General features: G+C 71.1%; 14 protein-coding genes, 1 pseudogene and 1 riboswitch. Of the genes and pseudogenes, 8 read left to right on the plus strand and 7 right to left on the minus strand.

Features of this window, described 5'->3' with window-relative positions; all coding sequences use genetic code 11:
• Positions 1–9: 9 nt before the first annotated feature.
• Positions 10–186, minus strand: a pseudogene (locus ACIBK6_RS11135) (RraA family protein); the annotation flags it as partial.
• Between the two features lie 626 nt (positions 187–812).
• Positions 813–1,004, plus strand: a riboswitch (cyclic di-AMP (ydaO/yuaA leader).
• Positions 1,005–1,007: 3 nt separating this feature from the next.
• On the opposite strand from ACIBK6_RS11135, the gene ACIBK6_RS11140 reads away from it, so the two are divergent.
• Positions 1,008–1,838 carry a transglycosylase SLT domain-containing protein gene (locus ACIBK6_RS11140; protein ID WP_399050791.1) on the plus strand — a complete coding sequence of 277 codons (831 nt, stop codon included), beginning with the start codon at positions 1,008–1,010 and terminating at the stop codon, positions 1,836–1,838.
• 27 nt (positions 1,839–1,865) lie between these two features.
• On the opposite strand, the gene ACIBK6_RS11145 is transcribed toward ACIBK6_RS11140, so the two are convergent.
• On the minus strand, positions 1,866–2,507 hold the full coding sequence (locus ACIBK6_RS11145; RefSeq protein ID WP_399050792.1) for a class I SAM-dependent methyltransferase: 642 nt from the start codon (positions 2,505–2,507) through the stop codon (positions 1,866–1,868).
• 300 nt (positions 2,508–2,807) lie between these two features.
• Here ACIBK6_RS11145 and ACIBK6_RS11150 point away from each other — a divergent pair, with 300 nt between their 5' ends.
• Together ACIBK6_RS11150 and ACIBK6_RS11155 are read left to right on the plus strand one after the other, a co-directional pair.
• Positions 2,808–3,215 carry an STAS domain-containing protein gene (locus tag ACIBK6_RS11150; protein WP_399051000.1) on the plus strand — a complete coding sequence of 136 codons (408 nt, stop codon included), beginning with the start codon at positions 2,808–2,810 and terminating at the stop codon, positions 3,213–3,215.
• 225 nt (positions 3,216–3,440) lie between these two features.
• Positions 3,441–3,890, plus strand: a complete 450-nt coding sequence (locus ACIBK6_RS11155) for a nucleoside deaminase (RefSeq protein ID WP_399050794.1) — start codon at positions 3,441–3,443, stop codon at positions 3,888–3,890.
• 57 nt (positions 3,891–3,947) lie between these two features.
• Here ACIBK6_RS11155 and ACIBK6_RS11160 read toward each other — a convergent pair whose 3' ends face one another.
• Genes ACIBK6_RS11160 through ACIBK6_RS11175 form a run of 4 tightly spaced genes read right to left on the minus strand, consistent with a single transcriptional unit; the run spans position 3,948 to position 8,893 of the window.
• Positions 3,948–5,120 carry an XdhC family protein gene (locus ACIBK6_RS11160; RefSeq protein WP_399050796.1) on the minus strand — a complete coding sequence of 391 codons (1,173 nt, stop codon included), beginning with the start codon at positions 5,118–5,120 and terminating at the stop codon, positions 3,948–3,950.
• A 55-nt stretch (positions 5,121–5,175) separates the two neighbouring features.
• Positions 5,176–7,317 (minus strand): xanthine dehydrogenase family protein molybdopterin-binding subunit, encoded by a 2,142-nt coding sequence (locus ACIBK6_RS11165; RefSeq protein WP_399050798.1) that lies wholly within the window; start codon positions 7,315–7,317, stop codon positions 5,176–5,178.
• Positions 7,314–8,306, minus strand: a complete 993-nt coding sequence (locus ACIBK6_RS11170; RefSeq protein ID WP_399050799.1) for an FAD binding domain-containing protein — start codon at positions 8,304–8,306, stop codon at positions 7,314–7,316. Before ACIBK6_RS11170 ends, ACIBK6_RS11165 begins: the two co-directional genes overlap by 4 nt.
• Positions 8,303–8,893: a (2Fe-2S)-binding protein gene (locus ACIBK6_RS11175; RefSeq protein ID WP_399050801.1), complete on the minus strand. Its 591-nt coding sequence runs from the start codon at positions 8,891–8,893 to the stop codon at positions 8,303–8,305. The genes ACIBK6_RS11170 and ACIBK6_RS11175 overlap by 4 nt, the downstream gene beginning before the upstream one ends.
• A gap of 387 nt (positions 8,894–9,280) precedes the next feature.
• Between ACIBK6_RS11175 and ACIBK6_RS11180 the strand changes: the two genes are divergently transcribed.
• The 5 genes from ACIBK6_RS11180 to ACIBK6_RS11200 all read left to right on the plus strand — a co-directional run bounded on the left by ACIBK6_RS11180 (position 9,281) and on the right by ACIBK6_RS11200 (position 14,078).
• The gene (locus tag ACIBK6_RS11180) at positions 9,281–9,859 is read left to right on the plus strand and encodes a TetR/AcrR family transcriptional regulator (RefSeq protein WP_399050802.1); all 579 of its coding nucleotides are present in this window, start codon (positions 9,281–9,283) and stop codon (positions 9,857–9,859) included.
• A gap of 189 nt (positions 9,860–10,048) precedes the next feature.
• Complete coding sequence (locus tag ACIBK6_RS11185) at positions 10,049–11,008, plus strand: HAMP domain-containing sensor histidine kinase (RefSeq protein WP_399050804.1); 960 nt, start codon at positions 10,049–10,051, stop codon at positions 11,006–11,008.
• A complete protein-coding gene (locus ACIBK6_RS11190; protein ID WP_399050806.1) occupies positions 11,005–11,664 on the plus strand; it encodes a response regulator in 660 nt (219 codons plus the stop codon). The genes ACIBK6_RS11185 and ACIBK6_RS11190 overlap by 4 nt, the downstream gene beginning before the upstream one ends.
• 59 nt (positions 11,665–11,723) lie before the next feature.
• Positions 11,724–12,302 carry a ScbR family autoregulator-binding transcription factor gene (locus ACIBK6_RS11195; RefSeq protein WP_399050807.1) on the plus strand — a complete coding sequence of 193 codons (579 nt, stop codon included), beginning with the start codon at positions 11,724–11,726 and terminating at the stop codon, positions 12,300–12,302.
• Positions 12,303–12,470: 168 nt separating this feature from the next.
• A complete protein-coding gene (locus ACIBK6_RS11200) occupies positions 12,471–14,078 on the plus strand; it encodes an adenosine deaminase (protein ID WP_399050808.1) in 1,608 nt (535 codons plus the stop codon).
• A gap of 15 nt (positions 14,079–14,093) precedes the next feature.
• Here the strand turns inward: ACIBK6_RS11200 and ACIBK6_RS11205 are convergent, their stop codons facing one another.
• Positions 14,094–15,692 (minus strand): molybdopterin-dependent oxidoreductase, encoded by a 1,599-nt coding sequence (locus ACIBK6_RS11205; RefSeq protein WP_399050809.1) that lies wholly within the window; start codon positions 15,690–15,692, stop codon positions 14,094–14,096.
• Positions 15,693–15,714 lie beyond the last annotated feature (22 nt).

Consider the following 15,714-nt stretch of genomic DNA (forward strand, 5'->3'; position numbering starts at 1 on the left):
GGCCGCAGCTCACCGGACGATTGACGGTTCGGCAGCCGCTGTGACCCCCGGGACGGGGATGACGCCCCGAGTGAAGACAGCAAAGCCCACCTCGCGCAATGCGGCGGGATCCCGATTCAGCCCCTCGGCCACGAATGCCGCGATTCCTCGGTGTTGGGTGACGGCGCGCACGTATCCACCGGCAAACGCTTGGTTCCTGGCGCCTGATTCACGACGAGAAGGTCAGCGGGTGTGGTCGGCGGGGGCGGTTGGGGGGAATGTTCTTGCATTCGCTGGTGCCGTTCATGTCCTCCGCCATCCTTTCTTGATCGCGACGCCTGCGTGGCCTCCTGGTAATGCGACCTTCAGCGCTGGGGCGGGCTGGGACGCGCCGGGACGATCTTGGGAGACCGGGCACGCCGCGAATGGCTGTCTGGAGGCTCTGCGGGCGCGCACGGCCCGGATCACGCGGCGCCCTGGCCGTCGGGGGATGGGTGGCGTCGGTGAATCCCGAGTAGGGATTTGTCCGAAATACTACAGTTTAGCAACCCCCGCTCTCGAATCGAGAATGTCGGAATTGGGGGCTATTGCCTGCACCCGGGCGCTTTTGTGTGCACGTCTCGGGGGCCTCGCCGGGCGAGTGAATTGGGTCACGTGCGGCGTGATCTACGGGCGGAGGGGGTGAGGGTCATTTCGGGTCTGGCGCAAGAGAGTTGGGGGCCGGAACGGAGGTCCGTGGGGGTGCGGGACTTTAGGGAATCCCTATTCCGGATCACCTCCGTTGAATTCCGGTCTTGTTTCCGGTCCGCCCATTCGCTTAGGTTCACCGCAATCCGGATGGAACGCCGAATCCTGCCGCCGTCCGGAACCTCCCACACACGTACGGCAGGAGCGGGGGACCCAGGTAAGCCGCCGATCCGGATTCCGGAATGGCTAAGGGGTGAAGTCGAGTGCACACCCGCACTGCGACCGGACAGCTCCCGTCCGAACCCGACAGCTCACCTCGCAGGCGAAGGAGAGGAATTCACATGCCTGGAAAGGGCAAGCACCGCCGCCCCAAGTCCAACTCGCTCACCCGGGGCCTCGCCGCCGCCGGTACGGGCGGCGCCGTGCTCGCCATTCCGGTGATCGGCGCGACCACGGCCGCTGCCGCACCGGCATCGGTGCACACCGGCACTGCCGTCAAGGCCGCGGCGCCCGCAGTCGCGGCAGCCAAGCCGATCACCGCGGTGAAGGCCGCCGCCACGAGCTACTCCGTCATCTCGGGGGACTCGCTGTCCAAGATCGCCGACGCGCTCAGCGTGAGCGGCGGCTGGAAGCAGCTGTACCAGGACAACCGGAGCGTCATCGGCGGTAACCCGGCCCTGATCCACCCCGGCCTCAAGCTCACGGTCGGCTCCCCGGCGAAGGCTGCGGCAACCCCTGCCGACCAGGCGAGCACCTCCCGAGCCACCGCGTCCGGCCGGGCCGACCGCTCCGCGCGGCAGACCAGCCTCACCACCCAGAACACCGCCGCCGTGACGAACGTCTCGTCGTACACCAACAACCTCGACGGCTGGATCAGGCAGTCGCTGGACATCATGGCCCAGCACGGCATCCCGGGCACCTACAACGGCATCTACCGCAACGTCATGCGCGAGTCGTCGGGCAACCCGCTGGCCATCAACAACTGGGACTCCAACGCCATGGCCGGCATCCCCTCCAAGGGACTCCTCCAGGTGATCCAGCCCACGTTCGCCGCCTTCCACGTGCCCGGCACGTCAACGGACCTCTACGACCCGGTCGCCAACATCACCGCCGCGTGCAATTACGCCGCCAAGACCTACGGGTCGATCGACAACGTGCACGGGGCCTACTGACGGGTGTTTCCCGTGCCTGGGGAGGTTTCAGACCCGGCGCGCCAGTAGATAGGCGCGCCGGGTCTCTGCCTCGTCGGCGTAGTGCGTACGCTCCATCCGCATCTCGACGGTGAATCCCGCGGCGGTCAGTGCCTCCGCGACCCGGGCGGTTTCGAGGAAGTGGAAGTCGACGTCGACCTCATGGCCCCACCACTCGTCCAGGTGCCGCACCTCCGAACCGACGTGGAACGCGACGAGCAGGAGACCGGAGCCGCGCAGCGCCCGGTGGGCCTCCTCGAAGGCGCGGCGCAGTTCGGCCGGCGCGAGGTGGATGACCGAGTACAGGGCGACGGCCGACCCGAATTCGCCGCCGGCTGCGGGCAGCGCCAGAAGGTCCCCTTCGCGGAACTCCACCGCCGGATTCTCGCGGCGCCCGAGGGCGACCATGGCGGCGGACAGATCGATGCCGACCGCGCTCACGCCCCGCTCGGCGAGCCACCCCGCGACGTGCCCGGGCCCGCAGCCGAGGTCCGCGACGGGCGCGCCGGGTTCCGTCTGCTCGACGAGGCTCGCGAGCAGCGCCCGGTCCAACGGCTTGCCGGCGAGCTCATCACGGAGGCGGTTGGCGTACGTCTCGGCGACGGCGTCGTAGCTGCGGCGGACCGAGTCATGGCTTCCTTGATCTTCCACGGCGCACAGCATGCCAGTGTCCGCCGAAACGGCAATGGGCCGAATGTGTTGGGCCCCTGTGACTGCCGCGACCGCCCTCACGGGGTACTCGTGTGGGGGGTGGCGCAACTTTCGTTCACCCCGCAGGGTGAACTGTTGAGAGGGTGCACGTTTCTGCATGCGGGCCTGTTCCTAGGGTGGTAGTGCGTCACCCCGGATCACGGTGACTGCCCGACGACCGTGTACTCCCGTATCCGCGGGAGTCGTTCCGCACCGGGAGCCGCCATGGGAACAACCGCTCGGCCAGCTGTCTCCGCACCAGTGCCGCTGCCTCCAGGGCTGCTGCCGGACCCGTGCGGCAACGCCCGTTCCCATCTGAGGCAGGGGTTCACGGTGGTCGAGATCCACGGCGCCGTCGACCTGGCCACCGCGCCCGGCGTACAGGTGCACCTCGACGCCGCCACGCACCCGCTGGCCGCCCGGGTGATCGTGGACCTGCGGCCGGTCGCCTTCTTCGACTGCGCCGTCCTTACGCTGCTGTGCCGGGCGCACCGAAGGATCCGGGAGCGCGGCGGCCAGCTCGCCGTGGTCTGCGTACGGCCCTGGCATCTGAAGATCCTTGCCGCGGGCGGCCTGGACGCCCTCTTCCGGCCGTCCGCCACGGTGGAGGCGGCAGCCCTCGCCGCCCTGCGCCCTCCGTCGCAGACGCGGACGGAGGAATCACGGTAGGCACCGCCTTCAAGCCAGGGCCTCGGGACTGCGGGCTCTCTGGTTCGACGGCGAGTTGTTGAGCCGGCGGGTGAACTGCGCCTGAACGACAGCGACTTCGAGCTGTCTTCCTGCGCCACGAGCGGGTACGGACACCGGCGTAACCCGGAACACGGGAAACTGGAACGCGGCGGGCACGCACCAGGCGAGCGAGACAGGGCAGTGAGCGACGACAGGGGCATGAACATGGACCAGGACCTGGCCCGGCAGTGGTTGGTGACTGCCGTTGCGGAGGCCCGGGCGGGGCTCGCCGAGGGCGGTATCCCCATCGGCGCCGCGCTTTACGGTGCGAACGGCACGGTGCTGGGGCGTGGGCACAATCTGCGGGTGCAGGACGGCGATCCGTCACTTCACGCGGAGACGTCGGCCTTTCGCGATGCGGGACGCCAACGTTCCTACCGAGGAACGACCATGGTGACCACACTTGCGCCATGCTGGTATTGCAGCGGTCTGGTACGGCAGTTCGGCATCTCGCGGGTCGTCGTGGGCGAGGACAGGACGTTCCGGGGCGGGCAGGAATGGCTCGCCCGGCACGGAGTGGAGATCGTGGTGCTGGACGATCCGGAATGCGTCGCCATGATGACGGACTTCATCGCGGCGAATCCTGAATTGTGGAACGAGGACATTGGTGCGTGACCGGACCGGTCGCGTTCACGCAGCCTGAACGGAATGCCTTCGGTGTTCCCGCCCGGCTCACGCCGCCACATGTGTCCCGTCCACACCAGTGCCGCCCACAGGCGCCCCGCCCACGCCCAGGTCAGGATGGATCGGCGTGCCCAGGCCGGTCAAAGGGAGGCCCGTTCCGCCCTGCCGGGCCGCGACGATCTCCGCCGCGATGGACAGCGCGGTCTCCTCAGGCGTACGCGCACCCAGGTCCAGGCCGATCGGCGAGTGGAGGCGCGACAGTTGGCGCTCGGTCACGCCTACCGCCCGGAGGCGGCGGTTGCGGTCCTCGTGGGTGCGGCGCGAGCCCATCGCTCCGATGAACGCGACCGGCAGCCGAAGTGCCGTCTCCAGCAGAGGTACGTCGAACTTGGCGTCGTGGGTGAGGACGCACAGCACCGTGCGGCCGTCAGTCTCGGTGCCCGCGAGATAGCGGTGCGGCCAGTCGACCACGACGTCATCGGCCGCGGGGAACCGGGCCCGCGTGGCGAACACGGGGCGGGCGTCGCACACCGTTACGTGGTAGCCGAGGAATTTGCCCGCCCGCACCAGCGCCGCGGCGAAGTCGACGGCGCCGAAGACGATCATGCGGGGCGGCGGCACGCTCGACTCCACGAACACCGTCACCGGAGCCCCGCAGTGCGATCCGCTCTCGGACACGGTGAACGAGCCGGTGCGACCCGCGTTGAGCATCGCCCGTGCCTGAGCCACCGCCGTCCGGTCCAGCTCGGGGTGGCCGCCGAGACCGCCCTCCTGCGATCCGTCGGAGCGGACGAGCAGGGCCCTGCCCACGAGTCCGGCCGGGCCCTCGGTCACGCGGGCGAGCGCCGCCGCGTCCCCGCGGGTCGCGGCCGCGAGTCCCGCGGCGATCACCTGGGCGTCCGGCGCCTCGGAGCGTACCGGCGTGACGAGGACGTCGATGACCCCGCCGCAGGTCAGCCCCACCGCGAACGCGTCCTCGTCGCTGTAGCCGAACCGCTCGCGCACCGACGTGCCGTCCCGGAGCGCCTGGACGCACAGCTCGTACACCGCCCCCTCCACACAGCCGCCGGAGACCGAGCCGATGGCCGTGCCCTCGCTGTCCACCGCGAGGGCGGCGCCGGGCCGGCGCGGCGCGCTGCCGCCCACCGCCACCACGGTGGCGACTGCGAAGTCCCGTCCCTCGCCCACCCATTGGTGTAATTCATCGGCTATGTCCAGCATGTGGATCCTTCCTTCTGAAGCGTGGTCCCCGAGGGCGGGGTCGTCCCCGGCGGGATCAGCCGGCCGTGGCCTCCCCGGTGCCCGCGAGGAGTACGCGGTCGGGACGGATCGGCAGGTTCCGGTGGCGTACGCCCGTCGCGTGCCAGACCGCGTTCGCGACGGCCGCCGCGGCCCCGACGATTCCGATCTCACCGATGCCCTTGATCCCGACGGGATCGTCCGCGTCCGGGTCGTCCACCCAGTCCGCCTCGATGAGCGGCACATCGGCGTTGGCCGCGAAGTGGTAGCCCGCGAAATCGGCGGCGACGTGCGAGCCCGAGGCCCGGTCCCTGGCCGCCTCCTCGTGCAGCGCCATCGAGATGCCCCAGGTCATCCCGCCGACGAGCTGGCTGCGCGCGGTCAGCGGGTTGACGATCCGGCCCGCGGCGAAGATGCCGAGCATGCGCCGCACGCGCACCTCGCCGCTGGTGGTGTCCACCGCGACCTCGGCGAACTGCGCGCCGAAGGAGTGCCGTTCCTTCGCCGACAGCGCGCCGACGGCCGCGGAGGTGTCCGAGCGTGCGGTGACGCCCTGCGGCGGAATGTCGCCGCCCAGGGCCAGTTGCTCCCGCAGTTCGCCCGCCGCCGCCATGACCGCCCACGCCCAGGAGCGGGTGCCCATCGAGCCGCCCGCGATCATCGCCGGGCCGAAGTCGCTGTCCGCGATCCGTACGTGGACGCGACCCGGCTCGACCTCCAGCGCGTCCGCGGCGATCAGGGTGAGCGCGGTCCGCGCACCGGTCCCGAGGTCCGCGGCGCTGATCCGTACGGTGAAGGTGCCGTCCGCCTCAGCCGTCACCGCGGCCGTGGACGGCGCGACTCCCGAGGGGTACGTGGCCGCCGCCGTGCCGGTCCCCAGCAGCCAGCGCCCTTCGCGGCGCAGCCCCGGGCGCGGATCCCGCTCGGCCCAGCCGAACCTGCGGGCCCCCTCCTGGAAGCAGGCGAGCACATTGCGGCTGCTGAACGGGAGCCCGGAGACCGGCCCCGCGGCCGGCTCGTTGCGGGCGCGCAGCACGATCGGGTCGATGCCGCACTTCTCGGCGAGCTCGTCCAGCGCGGACTCCAGCGCGAACGAGCCCGGCGCCTCGCCCGGCGCGCGCATCCACGTGGGCGTCGGCACGTCGAGCGGTACCACGCGGTTGACGGTGTGGTGCGCGTCGGCGTCGTACATCACGCGCCCCATCGAGGCGCTCTGCTCGACGAATTCGTGCACCCGCGACGTGAGGTTCTGGGCCTGGTGGTCGAAGGCGCGCAGCCGTCCGTCGGCGTCGGCACCGAGCCTGACCCGCTGTGCGGTAGGGCTGCGGTAGCCGACCGCCGAGAACATCTGACGGCGTGTCAGTACGACCCGGACCGGGCGGTCCAGGACGGTCGCGGCCATCACGGCGAGCACTTGGTGCGGGCGGACCCCCTTGGAGCCGAACGCTCCGCCGACGTGCTCGGAACGCACCCGCACCGACGCCGGATCCAGGGAGAACAGCTTCGCGAGCTCGTCCGCCACCCATGTGGTGCCCTGGTTGGAGTCGATGACTTCGAGCCGGCCGCCCTCCCAGCGCGCCATCGCCGCATGCGGCTCCATCGGGCTGTGGTGCTCCTCCGGCGTGCTGTACTCGGAGTCCACCACGACGGCGGACGAGGCGAGTTCGGCATCGAGGTCGCCCTTGCCCGTCTCCGCCTGGAGCGCGGGGGAGTTCTGCGGCGTGTACGTACCGGAGCGTCCGGCGGAGAAGTCGACGTCGTGCGGTTCCTCGTCGTAGCGGACGACCAGCACCTCGGCCGCCTCCCTGGCCTGCTCGGGCGTTTCCGCGACCACCAGCGCCACCGGCCAGCCCACAAACGGGACTTGGTCGTTCTGGAAGCAGGCGACGATGGGGTCGGGGCGGCCCAGAACGCCGGTGTAGTCCCCGTCGACGCGTGGCGCGCTCCCGTGGTGCAGGACGGTGAGGACGCCCGGCATCGCGAGGACGGGTTCCGACTCCACCGAGCGGACCCGGCCCCGGGCGACGGTCGACAACACCATCCAGCCGTGGGCGAGTTCGGCGAAGGGGACGTCCGCCGCGTAGCGGGCCGCTCCGGTGACCTTGTCCCGGCCCTCCACCCGGGTGTGGGCGGTGCCGACGGATCCGGTCACCGCCGTCAGGCTCGTGGTCGTCGTCATCGGGCGGCCTCCTCGGTGAGCTCGGTCAGCAGGGCCACGACGAGGTTGCGCATCAAGGTCACCTTGTATCCGTTGTCGGACAGCACTTCGGCGGCGGCCAGTTCGGCGTCCGCGGCGGCGGCGAACGCCTCGGCACTCGCCGGGCCCCCGGTCAGCGCCCGCTCGGCCGCCCGGGCCCGCCACGGCCGGGACGCCACCGCCCCGAAGGCGAGGCGCACTTCGCGCACCGTGCCGTCCCGGACGTCGAGCGCGGCGGCGATCGAGCCGATCGCGAACGCGTAGGACGCGCGCTCGCGCACCTTGCGGTAGCGGGAGGCGGCGGCGACCGGGGCCGGCGGCAGGCAGACGGCGGTGATCAGCGCGCCGGGCGGCAGCGCGGTCTCCAGATGCGGTGTGTCGCCCACCGGCCGGTAGAACTCCGTGAGCGCCAACTCGCCCGGCCCGTCCGCCGTTTCGTAGCAGACCACCGCGTCGAACGCCGCCAGCGCCACACCCATGTCGGACGGGTGGACGGCCACACAGTGCTCGGAGGCGCCGAGAATGGCGTGATTGCGGTGCTCGCCCGCGATCGCGGGACAACCACTGCCGGGAACACGCTTGTTGCACGGCCTGGTCAGGTCGGCGAAGTAGCCGCAGCGGGTGCGCTGGAGCAGATTCCCGCCGACCGTCGCCATGTTGCGCAGCTGCCCCGACGCACCGGCGAGCACGGCCTGCGCCAACGCCGGGTAGCGGAGCCGCACGTGGGGGTCGGCCGCGAGGTCGCTGTTGGTCACGGTCGCACCGATCCGCAGACCGCCGTCCGCCGTGGCCTCGATCCGGTCGAGGGGCAGTTCGCGTACGTCCACGAGCAGTGCGGGGCGCTCCACCCCCGCCTTCATCAGGTCGACCAGATTGGTGCCGCCGCCGAGGTAGCGCGCATCGGGGTCGGCGCCGAGCAGGGCGACCGCGCCGGGGACGTCGAACACGCGCCGATAGCCGAACTCTCTCATGCCGCCACGCCCGCTCCGGCCGCACCGGTCGCGTCATCCGGCGTGCCGGGCGGCGCCTGCGCGGATTCGGCGGCCCTCGCCACCGCCTGGACGATCGACACATACGCGCCGCAGCGGCACAGGTTCCCGCTCATCCGCTCGCGGATCTCCTCGGCGGTGAGTGCCGGCACCCCCGCTCCGGGCCGCACATCGGTGGTCACGGCACTCGGCCAGCCCGCGGCGTGCTCCTCGATCACCGCGATGGCCGAGCAGATCTGGCCCGGTGTGCAGTAGCCGCACTGATAGCCGTCGAGATCGAGGAACGCCTGCTGCACGGGGTGCAGTTGCTCACCCCGGGCCACGCCTTCGATGGTGGTGATCTCGCGTCCCTCGGCGGCGACCGCGAGTTGCAGGCAGGACACCGCCCGGCGCCCGTCGATCAGCACCGTACAAGCACCGCACTGGCCTTGGTCGCAGCCCTTTTTGGTGCCGGTCAGATCGAGCCGCTCGCGCAGCGCGTCGAGCAGGGTGGTGCGGTGGTCGACGGGCAGCGTGCGCTTTTCTCCGTTGATGGTCAGGGTGATGGCGCTGGACGTCGATGGGGCCATGAACAGCCTTCTTTCACGTATGTGGTGCGCGGCGGGCGCCGAGGCGCGGGCCCTGTCGCCGACGTGGTCGACCGAGCGGTTCCTGTCACCTGGAGGCCGGCGCGGCGTACGCCGTGCTCCCGGCGGACCGTTCGTGAAGCAGACAATGCGTGCGGGCGGTGCGTGAGGGGTGGCGCTGTACAAGAGGGGAGCCGACTCGGGCGGCGGGGGAGGAGCCGGTCGCGATCGCCACCGGCCGTCCACACCGGCCGTGTCTGGCGCTATGGTGGGCCCAAACGGACAACTGTCCGTCAGTGTCGAACCTAACGGACAGCTGTCCGCTTAGCAAGGCTGTTCCGATGTCCGCGTAGCAGGGCCGTTCCGGCGCGGTTCTCGGAAGGAGGACGAGTGCGGCAGAACAAGGACGAGCGACTGCGCTCGGACGCGCGGCACAACCGCGAGCGCATCCTCGAAGTGGCGCTGGCGGAGCTGACGCACTCGGCCGATGTCCCGCTCAGCTCGATCGCGAAGAAGGCCGGTGTCGGTCAGGGAACCTTCTACCGCAACTTCCCCAGCCGCGAGGCGCTCGTCCTTGAGGTCTACCGCTACGAGGTCCAACAGGTCTCCGACGCCGCGTCCCAACTGCTCGAAACCCGCCCGCCCGACCAGGCCCTGCGCGAATGGATGGACCGGCTGGCCCAGTACGCCATGGCCAAGGCCGGCCTCGCCGACGCGATGCGCAAAGCCACCAGCTCGCGCGGCAGCCTGGCCGGACTCGGCCACGGCCCGGTGACCTCGGCCGTCGCGCTGCTGCTGCGCGCGAACGAGGAGGCGGGCACCATCCGCCCCGGAGTCACCCCCGACGACTTCGTGCTCGCCATCGCCGGGCTGTGGCAGATCGATCCGCACGGAGACTGGCGGCCGCGCGCCGGATGGCTCATGGACCTGGTGATGGACGGACTGCGCGCCGGCGCTCCCGGACGCTGAACTCCCCGCCCGCCTCGACCGCATCGGCCGCCTCGGCGGGCACCCCGAAATGGGTGTCAGCATGTATGGACGCGACCGCGCCGATTGCGGAGACTGCCCTGACCAGCGTGTTCACCCCAGGTATACGGCCTCGCGCCGCAGACCTCGCACGGAGGGCAGGCAGCTCGCGGAGACATGAGAGGAGGGGCGATGTCGTTGTTCTGGCGCATCTTCCTGCTGAACGCCACGGTGATCCTCGTGGCCATGGCGATGCTCCTGGGGCCGTACGTCACGGTCTCCAGGCATACCCGTCCGGGCGAGGCCGAGGTGGTGGTCGCCGGGGCCGCCGTGATGCTGGTGGTCAACGCACTGCTCGTCCGCTTCTTCGGACTCGCACCTCTGAACCGGCTGTCGCAGGCCATGACGACGGCCGATCTGATCCGGCCCGAGGCCCGCCCGGCGGTCGTCGGGAGCGGTGAAGTGGCGGACCTGACCCGCACGTTCAACTCCATGCTCGACCGTCTCGAATCCGAGCGTGCCGCCAGCAGCGCCCGCATCCTGTCCGCCCAGGAGGCCGAACGCCAGCGCGTGGCAAGGGAGTTGCACGACGAGGTGGGCCAGAGCCTCACCGCCGTACTGCTTCAACTGAAGCACGCCGCGGACCAGGCACCCACCGCCCTCGGCGAAGAACTCCGCCTCGCGCAGGAGACGACCCGCGGCAGTCTGGACGAGATCCGCCGCATCGCGCGCCGCCTGCGCCCCGCCCTCCTGGAAGAGCTCGGGCTGCCCAGCGCGCTGCGGGCCCTGGCCGCCGAATTCACCATGCCGGGCCTGACCGTACGCCACCGCATCGACCGCGGCCTGCCCCCGCTGGACCAGGAGAGCGAACTCGTCCTCTACCGCATCGCCCAGGAAGCCCTGACCAACATGGCGCGCCACTCGGCGGCGACGCAGGCTGAGTTGTGCCTGCGGGGCGGCCCCACCGGCGCGGTCGAGCTGGTGATCGGCGACAACGGCAAGGGCATCGGGCAGGCGCCGGAGGGCAACGGCATGCGCGGCATGCGGGAACGCGCGCTGCTGATAGGCGCCGCGCTGTCGTTCCGCGCCGGGGCGGAGGGCGGCACCGAGGTCCGCCTGGACGTGGCCGCCGTGGCGGGGAGCTCCGCATGACGGCCCCGGACCAGACCCGCATCCTGCTCGCCGACGACCACGCGCTGGTACGCCGCGGAGTCCGGCTCATCCTCGACAGCGAGCCGGGTCTCACCGTCGTCGCGGAAGCCGACAACGGAGCCGAAGCCGTCGCCCGGGCCCGCGACACACAGATCGACCTCGCCATCCTCGACATCGCCATGCCACGTCAGACGGGACTCCAGGCGGCCCGCGAACTGTCCCGGCTCCAACCCGGGCTGCGCATCCTGATTCTGACGATGTATCACAACGAGCAGTACTTCTTCGAAGCCCTCAAGGCCGGCGCCTGCGGCTATGTCCTGAAGACGGTCGCCGACCGCGATCTCGTGCTGGCCTGCCGGGCCGCCGTGCGCGACGAGCCGTTCATCTACCCGGGGGCCGAAAACACCCTGATCCGGGAGTACTTGGAGCGGCTGCGCCAAGGACGGCCGCTGCCCGACCGGGCGATCACCGAGCGGGAGGAGGAGATCCTCAAGCTCGTGGCCGAGGGGCACTCGTCCAAGGACATCGGCGAGCTGCTCGTCATCAGCAGCAAGACCGTCGAACGCCATCGCGCCAACCTCCTGCAGAAGCTCGGCCTGCGCGACCGTCTCGAACTCACCCGCTACGCCATCAGAGCCGGGCTCATCGAGCCCTAGCCGACGTCGCGCCGACCCTCTCAACCGCCTACTGCAACCCCCTGTACCTGGAGTCACCGGTGGTCCAACAGCAACGCGCCGTGCGCACCCGCCAAGCACTCATCCGGTCCGCGGCGGAGGCGTTTGAGCGGTACGGATACGTACAGGCGAAGCTGGCCGAGATCAGTGCCCGGGCCGGCGTCAGTGTGGGCGCCCTCCACTTCCACTTCGAGAACAAGGCCGCCGTGGCGTCGAGCGTGGAATCGACGGCGGCCCTGCGGCTGCGGCGGGCCGCCTGGAACGCTCAGCGTCCGGAGATGAACGCGGTGCAGCGGCTGACCGCCACCTCGTACGCGCTGGCCGACCAGCTGCGGCGCGATGTCGTGTGCCGCGCGGGTCTGAAGCTGAGCGGAGAGACGCCCCGTGAAGGCGGCCTGGATCTGCGCCAGGAGTGGCAGGACTTCGTGCAGAAGGTGGTCGCGGAGGCATCCGATGAGGACCTGCTGATCGAGCGCGTCGAGCAGCGCGGCATGGCCGACGTGATCGTCGCCGCCACCACCGGTTTCGAGCTGCTCTCCCGCCAGGACCCCGCAGGGGTCTCGCCGTCGCTGCTGACCAACTTCTGGCGCCTCCTGCTGCCCCGCGTGCCACAGCCCTGACCGGCCCCGCCGGCCGCGCCCGGGCGGCGGTGTGTCCGGTGCGAAGGGCGGGCTCATCATGCCTGGTGGGAATGGTGCGAATGGTCGGGCCGCTGGGAGGGGAGGGACTTCCGGACAGACCGAACCCCGCGGCACGGTGCTGCCCACCGCGGTGAAGAGAGGAACGGCATGCGGAAGAGGTACGGAATCCGGTGGCCGGTGCTGGCCGGTCTGACGGCCCTTGGCGTGGCCGCGGGGGCGCTGCCCGCGGTCGCCGCCGCACCGGACCGAGGCGGCTCCGGCTCTGAACAGGCCCAAGTCCAGGCGTACTTGGCGCGGATCGCCGGCTCCCCGAGTGAACTCAGGCGCTTCCTGGCGGAGTTGCCCAAGGGCGGTGACCTGCACCACCACTTGGGGGGTGCCGTGCGCGCGGAGTCACTCATCGGCTACGCGGCGCGGGACCGTAAATGCATAGACGCCGCGACCCATGTCGTCGTGCCGGGACCCCAGCCCTGCGGGGCCGGACAGCGCCCGGCGCAGGACGCTCTGCCACCGGGTCCGTTCCGGCGGCAGATCATCGAGGCATGGTCGATGCGGGGGTTCGTCCTCCCGCCCGACGGCGACCCGCAGCCCGGACACGACCACTTCTTCGCCACGTTCGGGAAGTTCGAGGAGGCCGAGACGGGCCACGACGCGGACATGCTCGCCGAGGTGACACAGGCCGCGGCACGGGAGCACAGCAGCTACCTGGAGACCCTGGTCACGCCGGAGGAGGGCGCCCTCAACCAGCTTGTCGACCGCATCCACCCGAAGGACCCCGTCCCGTCCGGTCTCGCGGAGTTCCACGCCACGCTGACGGCCGATCCGCGCTTCCAGGCCCTGGTCCGGCGGGCCGCCGCCGAAAACGACCGGAGCGTCCGCGACTACCGCGAACTCCTCGGCTGCGACAACCAACCGGCCCCACCGGCCTGCCGGGTCGCCGTCCGCTTCGACTACCAGGTGCTGCGCGCCCAGGACCCCCGCCATGTCTTCGCCGAACAGATCCTCGGCTTCGAGCTGGCCCGCCAACGGCTCGGCGGGGTGGTCGGGGTGAACATGGTCCAGCCCGAGGACGACCCCGTCGCGCTGCGGGACTACACCCTGCACATGAAGATGACCGGCTACCTCAAGTCCCGTTCCCCTTCGGTACGCGTCAGCCTGCACGCCGGTGAACTCGCCGAGGGCCTCAACGGGGTCGGCGGCCGCGACCTGAGCTTCCACATCAACGAGGCCGTCGGCATCGCCGGTGCCGACCGGATCGGACACGGAGTGGATCTGTCCCACGAGACGGATCCGGAGGCGCTGGGCGCGCGGATGCGCCGACAACACGTCCTGGTCGAAGCCCCGTTGATCAGCAACGCCCAGATCCTGCGGGTTCACGGCGACCGGCACCCGCTGCGCACCTACCTCGACGCCGGCGTACCGGTCGCCCTGGCCACCGACGACCCCGGCGTCAGCCGGACCGACTTGACCGCGGTGTTCCAACAGGCCGTAACCGACCAGGGTGTGACGGTGAGCCGGCTCCGGACGATGGCGCGGGCCTCGCTGGACCACGCCTTCATCGAGGGCCGCGGCCTGTGGAAGGAGCAGGATCGATACGGCACGTTCGCCCAGCCGTGTCGGAACGACACCCCCGACCCGGACCGGCCGCCGAGCGCGGCCTGCCGGACGTTCCTGGCCGCCAGTCCCAAGGCCGGCCTCCAATGGAAACTGGAGGCGGACTGGCGGGACTTCGAGAACCGCTACGCACACCGCTGAACACGGCGGTGCCGCTCAGTCGACGCTGACCACGACGGAGTGCCAGCCGGTCGCCCCGTTGGGGACGGTCGGCGTGCGCTGCTCGGTCTGGGGTGTGCCCGTGCCGTCGGTGGCCCGTACGGTCAGCGTGTGGCTGCCGGTCGAGGTGGCCTGCCACGCGAAGGACCACAGGCGCCAGGTGTCGACGGTGTCCCCGGCCGCCAGCTCCGCCTGCTGCCAGGGCCCGTCGTCGACGCGCACCTCGACGCGGGAGATGCCCCGATGCTGCGCCCAGGCCACCCCCGCCACCATGACGGTGCCCCGCTTGGGCCGGGCGAACGGCTTCGGGGTGTCGATGCGGGACTGCGTCTTGACCGGCGCCTGCTGCGCCCAGGACCGCTTCACCCAGTACGCGTCGTACGCGGCGAACGTGGTCAGCTCGATGTCCTCGATCCACTTGCACGCCGACACGTACCCGTACAGGCCGGGCACCACCATCCGTACCGGAAAACCATGTGCGAACGGCAGCGGCTGTCCGTTCATGCCGACGGCGAGCAGTGCGTCACGGCCGTCCAGCACGGCCTCGACGGGGCTGCCGATCGTCATCCCGTCCACCGACCGGGCCACCAGCTGATCGGCGGGGCCGCCCTGCGAGGGTGGGCGCACACCACACGACTTCAGCAGATCGGCAAGGCGTACACCGATCCAGCGTGCGTTGCCCACATAGGGTCCGCCCACCTCGTTGGACACACATGCCAGCGTGATGTCCCGCTCGATCAACTCGCCCGCCCGGCCCTGGAGGAGGTCGTCAAAAGTGATCGTGCGGGGGCGGGCGACACCCTCCCCGTGGATCTTCAGCCGCCAGGTGGTGGCGTCGACCTTCGGCACGACCAGCGCGGTGTCGACGCGGTAGAAGTCGGAGTTCGGGGTGAACAGCGGGCTGAGGCCGGGGAGTTGGAGGAACGCCGACGTGGGCACGGGGGCGGCGGGCGAGGCCGGCCGGGGAAGTACGACCGCACTGCGGGAGGTGACCGCGCCCCGGCCGCTCGAACTGTTCAGCGCCCGGCCGAGCAGCCCCGCCCCGGTGGACGCGGCAGCCGCCGCGACGGCGGCGCTCACGAACCCGCGCCGGTCCCAGCTCCCGCCCCCGGCATCCGCCGACTGCTCGGGCCGGCGGGCGGACAGCCTTGCGACGAGCCAGTACAGGAGCACCGCGGCGACGACGGCGCCGAACACGGACGGCAGCGCGTCCACCGCACTGCGCGAATCGGGACGGCCGGTGGCGGCCAGCGCTCCCACCACCCCGAACACCAGGACCCCGGCGGCCCCCGCCCGCCGGAAACGCACGGCCAGTACCCCGAGGAACATGGCGAGCACCGCGAGCACCGCGAGGATGCCGAGCTGGAGGACGAGCTTGTCGTCCGTCCCGAAGTGGCGGATCGCCCACTCCTTGAGCGTGGCCGGTGTCCTGTCGATGGCCGTCGCGCCGACCGCGACCACCGGCCCGGCTTCCGGCCGGACCGCCGCCGACACCAGCTCGGCTACGGCCAGCGCGGCATAACCCGCGAGGAGCCCGCACAAGGCGCCGAGGACGGTACGGCTCCGCTCACTCAGGTTCTTCGTCACAGACCGCATTCGATACCGCCGCCGCGCCCGA

Origin of the sequence: Streptomyces sp. NPDC050485 (assembly GCF_044458185.1) — a bacterium.
Lineage (GTDB): Bacteria > Actinomycetota > Actinomycetes > Streptomycetales > Streptomycetaceae > Streptomyces.

Bases quoted from the DNA above. Each gene is read 5' to 3' on its own strand.
- ACIBK6_RS11170 (WP_399050799.1), bottom strand. From the start codon at position 8,306: ATGAGAGAGTTCGGCTATCGGCGCGTGTTCGACGTCCCCGGCGCGGTC.
- ACIBK6_RS11160 (WP_399050796.1), bottom strand. From the start codon at position 5,120: ATGCTGGACATAGCCGATGAATTACACCAATGGGTGGGCGAGGGACGG.
- ACIBK6_RS11175 (WP_399050801.1), bottom strand. From the start codon at position 8,893: ATGGCCCCATCGACGTCCAGCGCCATCACCCTGACCATCAACGGAGAA.
- ACIBK6_RS11165 (WP_399050798.1), bottom strand. From the start codon at position 7,317: ATGACGACGACCACGAGCCTGACGGCGGTGACCGGATCCGTCGGCACC.
- ACIBK6_RS11185 (WP_399050804.1), top strand. From the start codon at position 10,049: ATGTCGTTGTTCTGGCGCATCTTCCTGCTGAACGCCACGGTGATCCTC.
- ACIBK6_RS11140 (WP_399050791.1), top strand. From the start codon at position 1,008: ATGCCTGGAAAGGGCAAGCACCGCCGCCCCAAGTCCAACTCGCTCACC.
- ACIBK6_RS11190 (WP_399050806.1), top strand. From the start codon at position 11,005: ATGACGGCCCCGGACCAGACCCGCATCCTGCTCGCCGACGACCACGCG.
- ACIBK6_RS11155 (WP_399050794.1), top strand. From the start codon at position 3,441: ATGGACCAGGACCTGGCCCGGCAGTGGTTGGTGACTGCCGTTGCGGAG.
- ACIBK6_RS11205 (WP_399050809.1), bottom strand. From the start codon at position 15,692: ATGCGGTCTGTGACGAAGAACCTGAGTGAGCGGAGCCGTACCGTCCTC.
- ACIBK6_RS11200 (WP_399050808.1), top strand. From the start codon at position 12,471: ATGCGGAAGAGGTACGGAATCCGGTGGCCGGTGCTGGCCGGTCTGACG.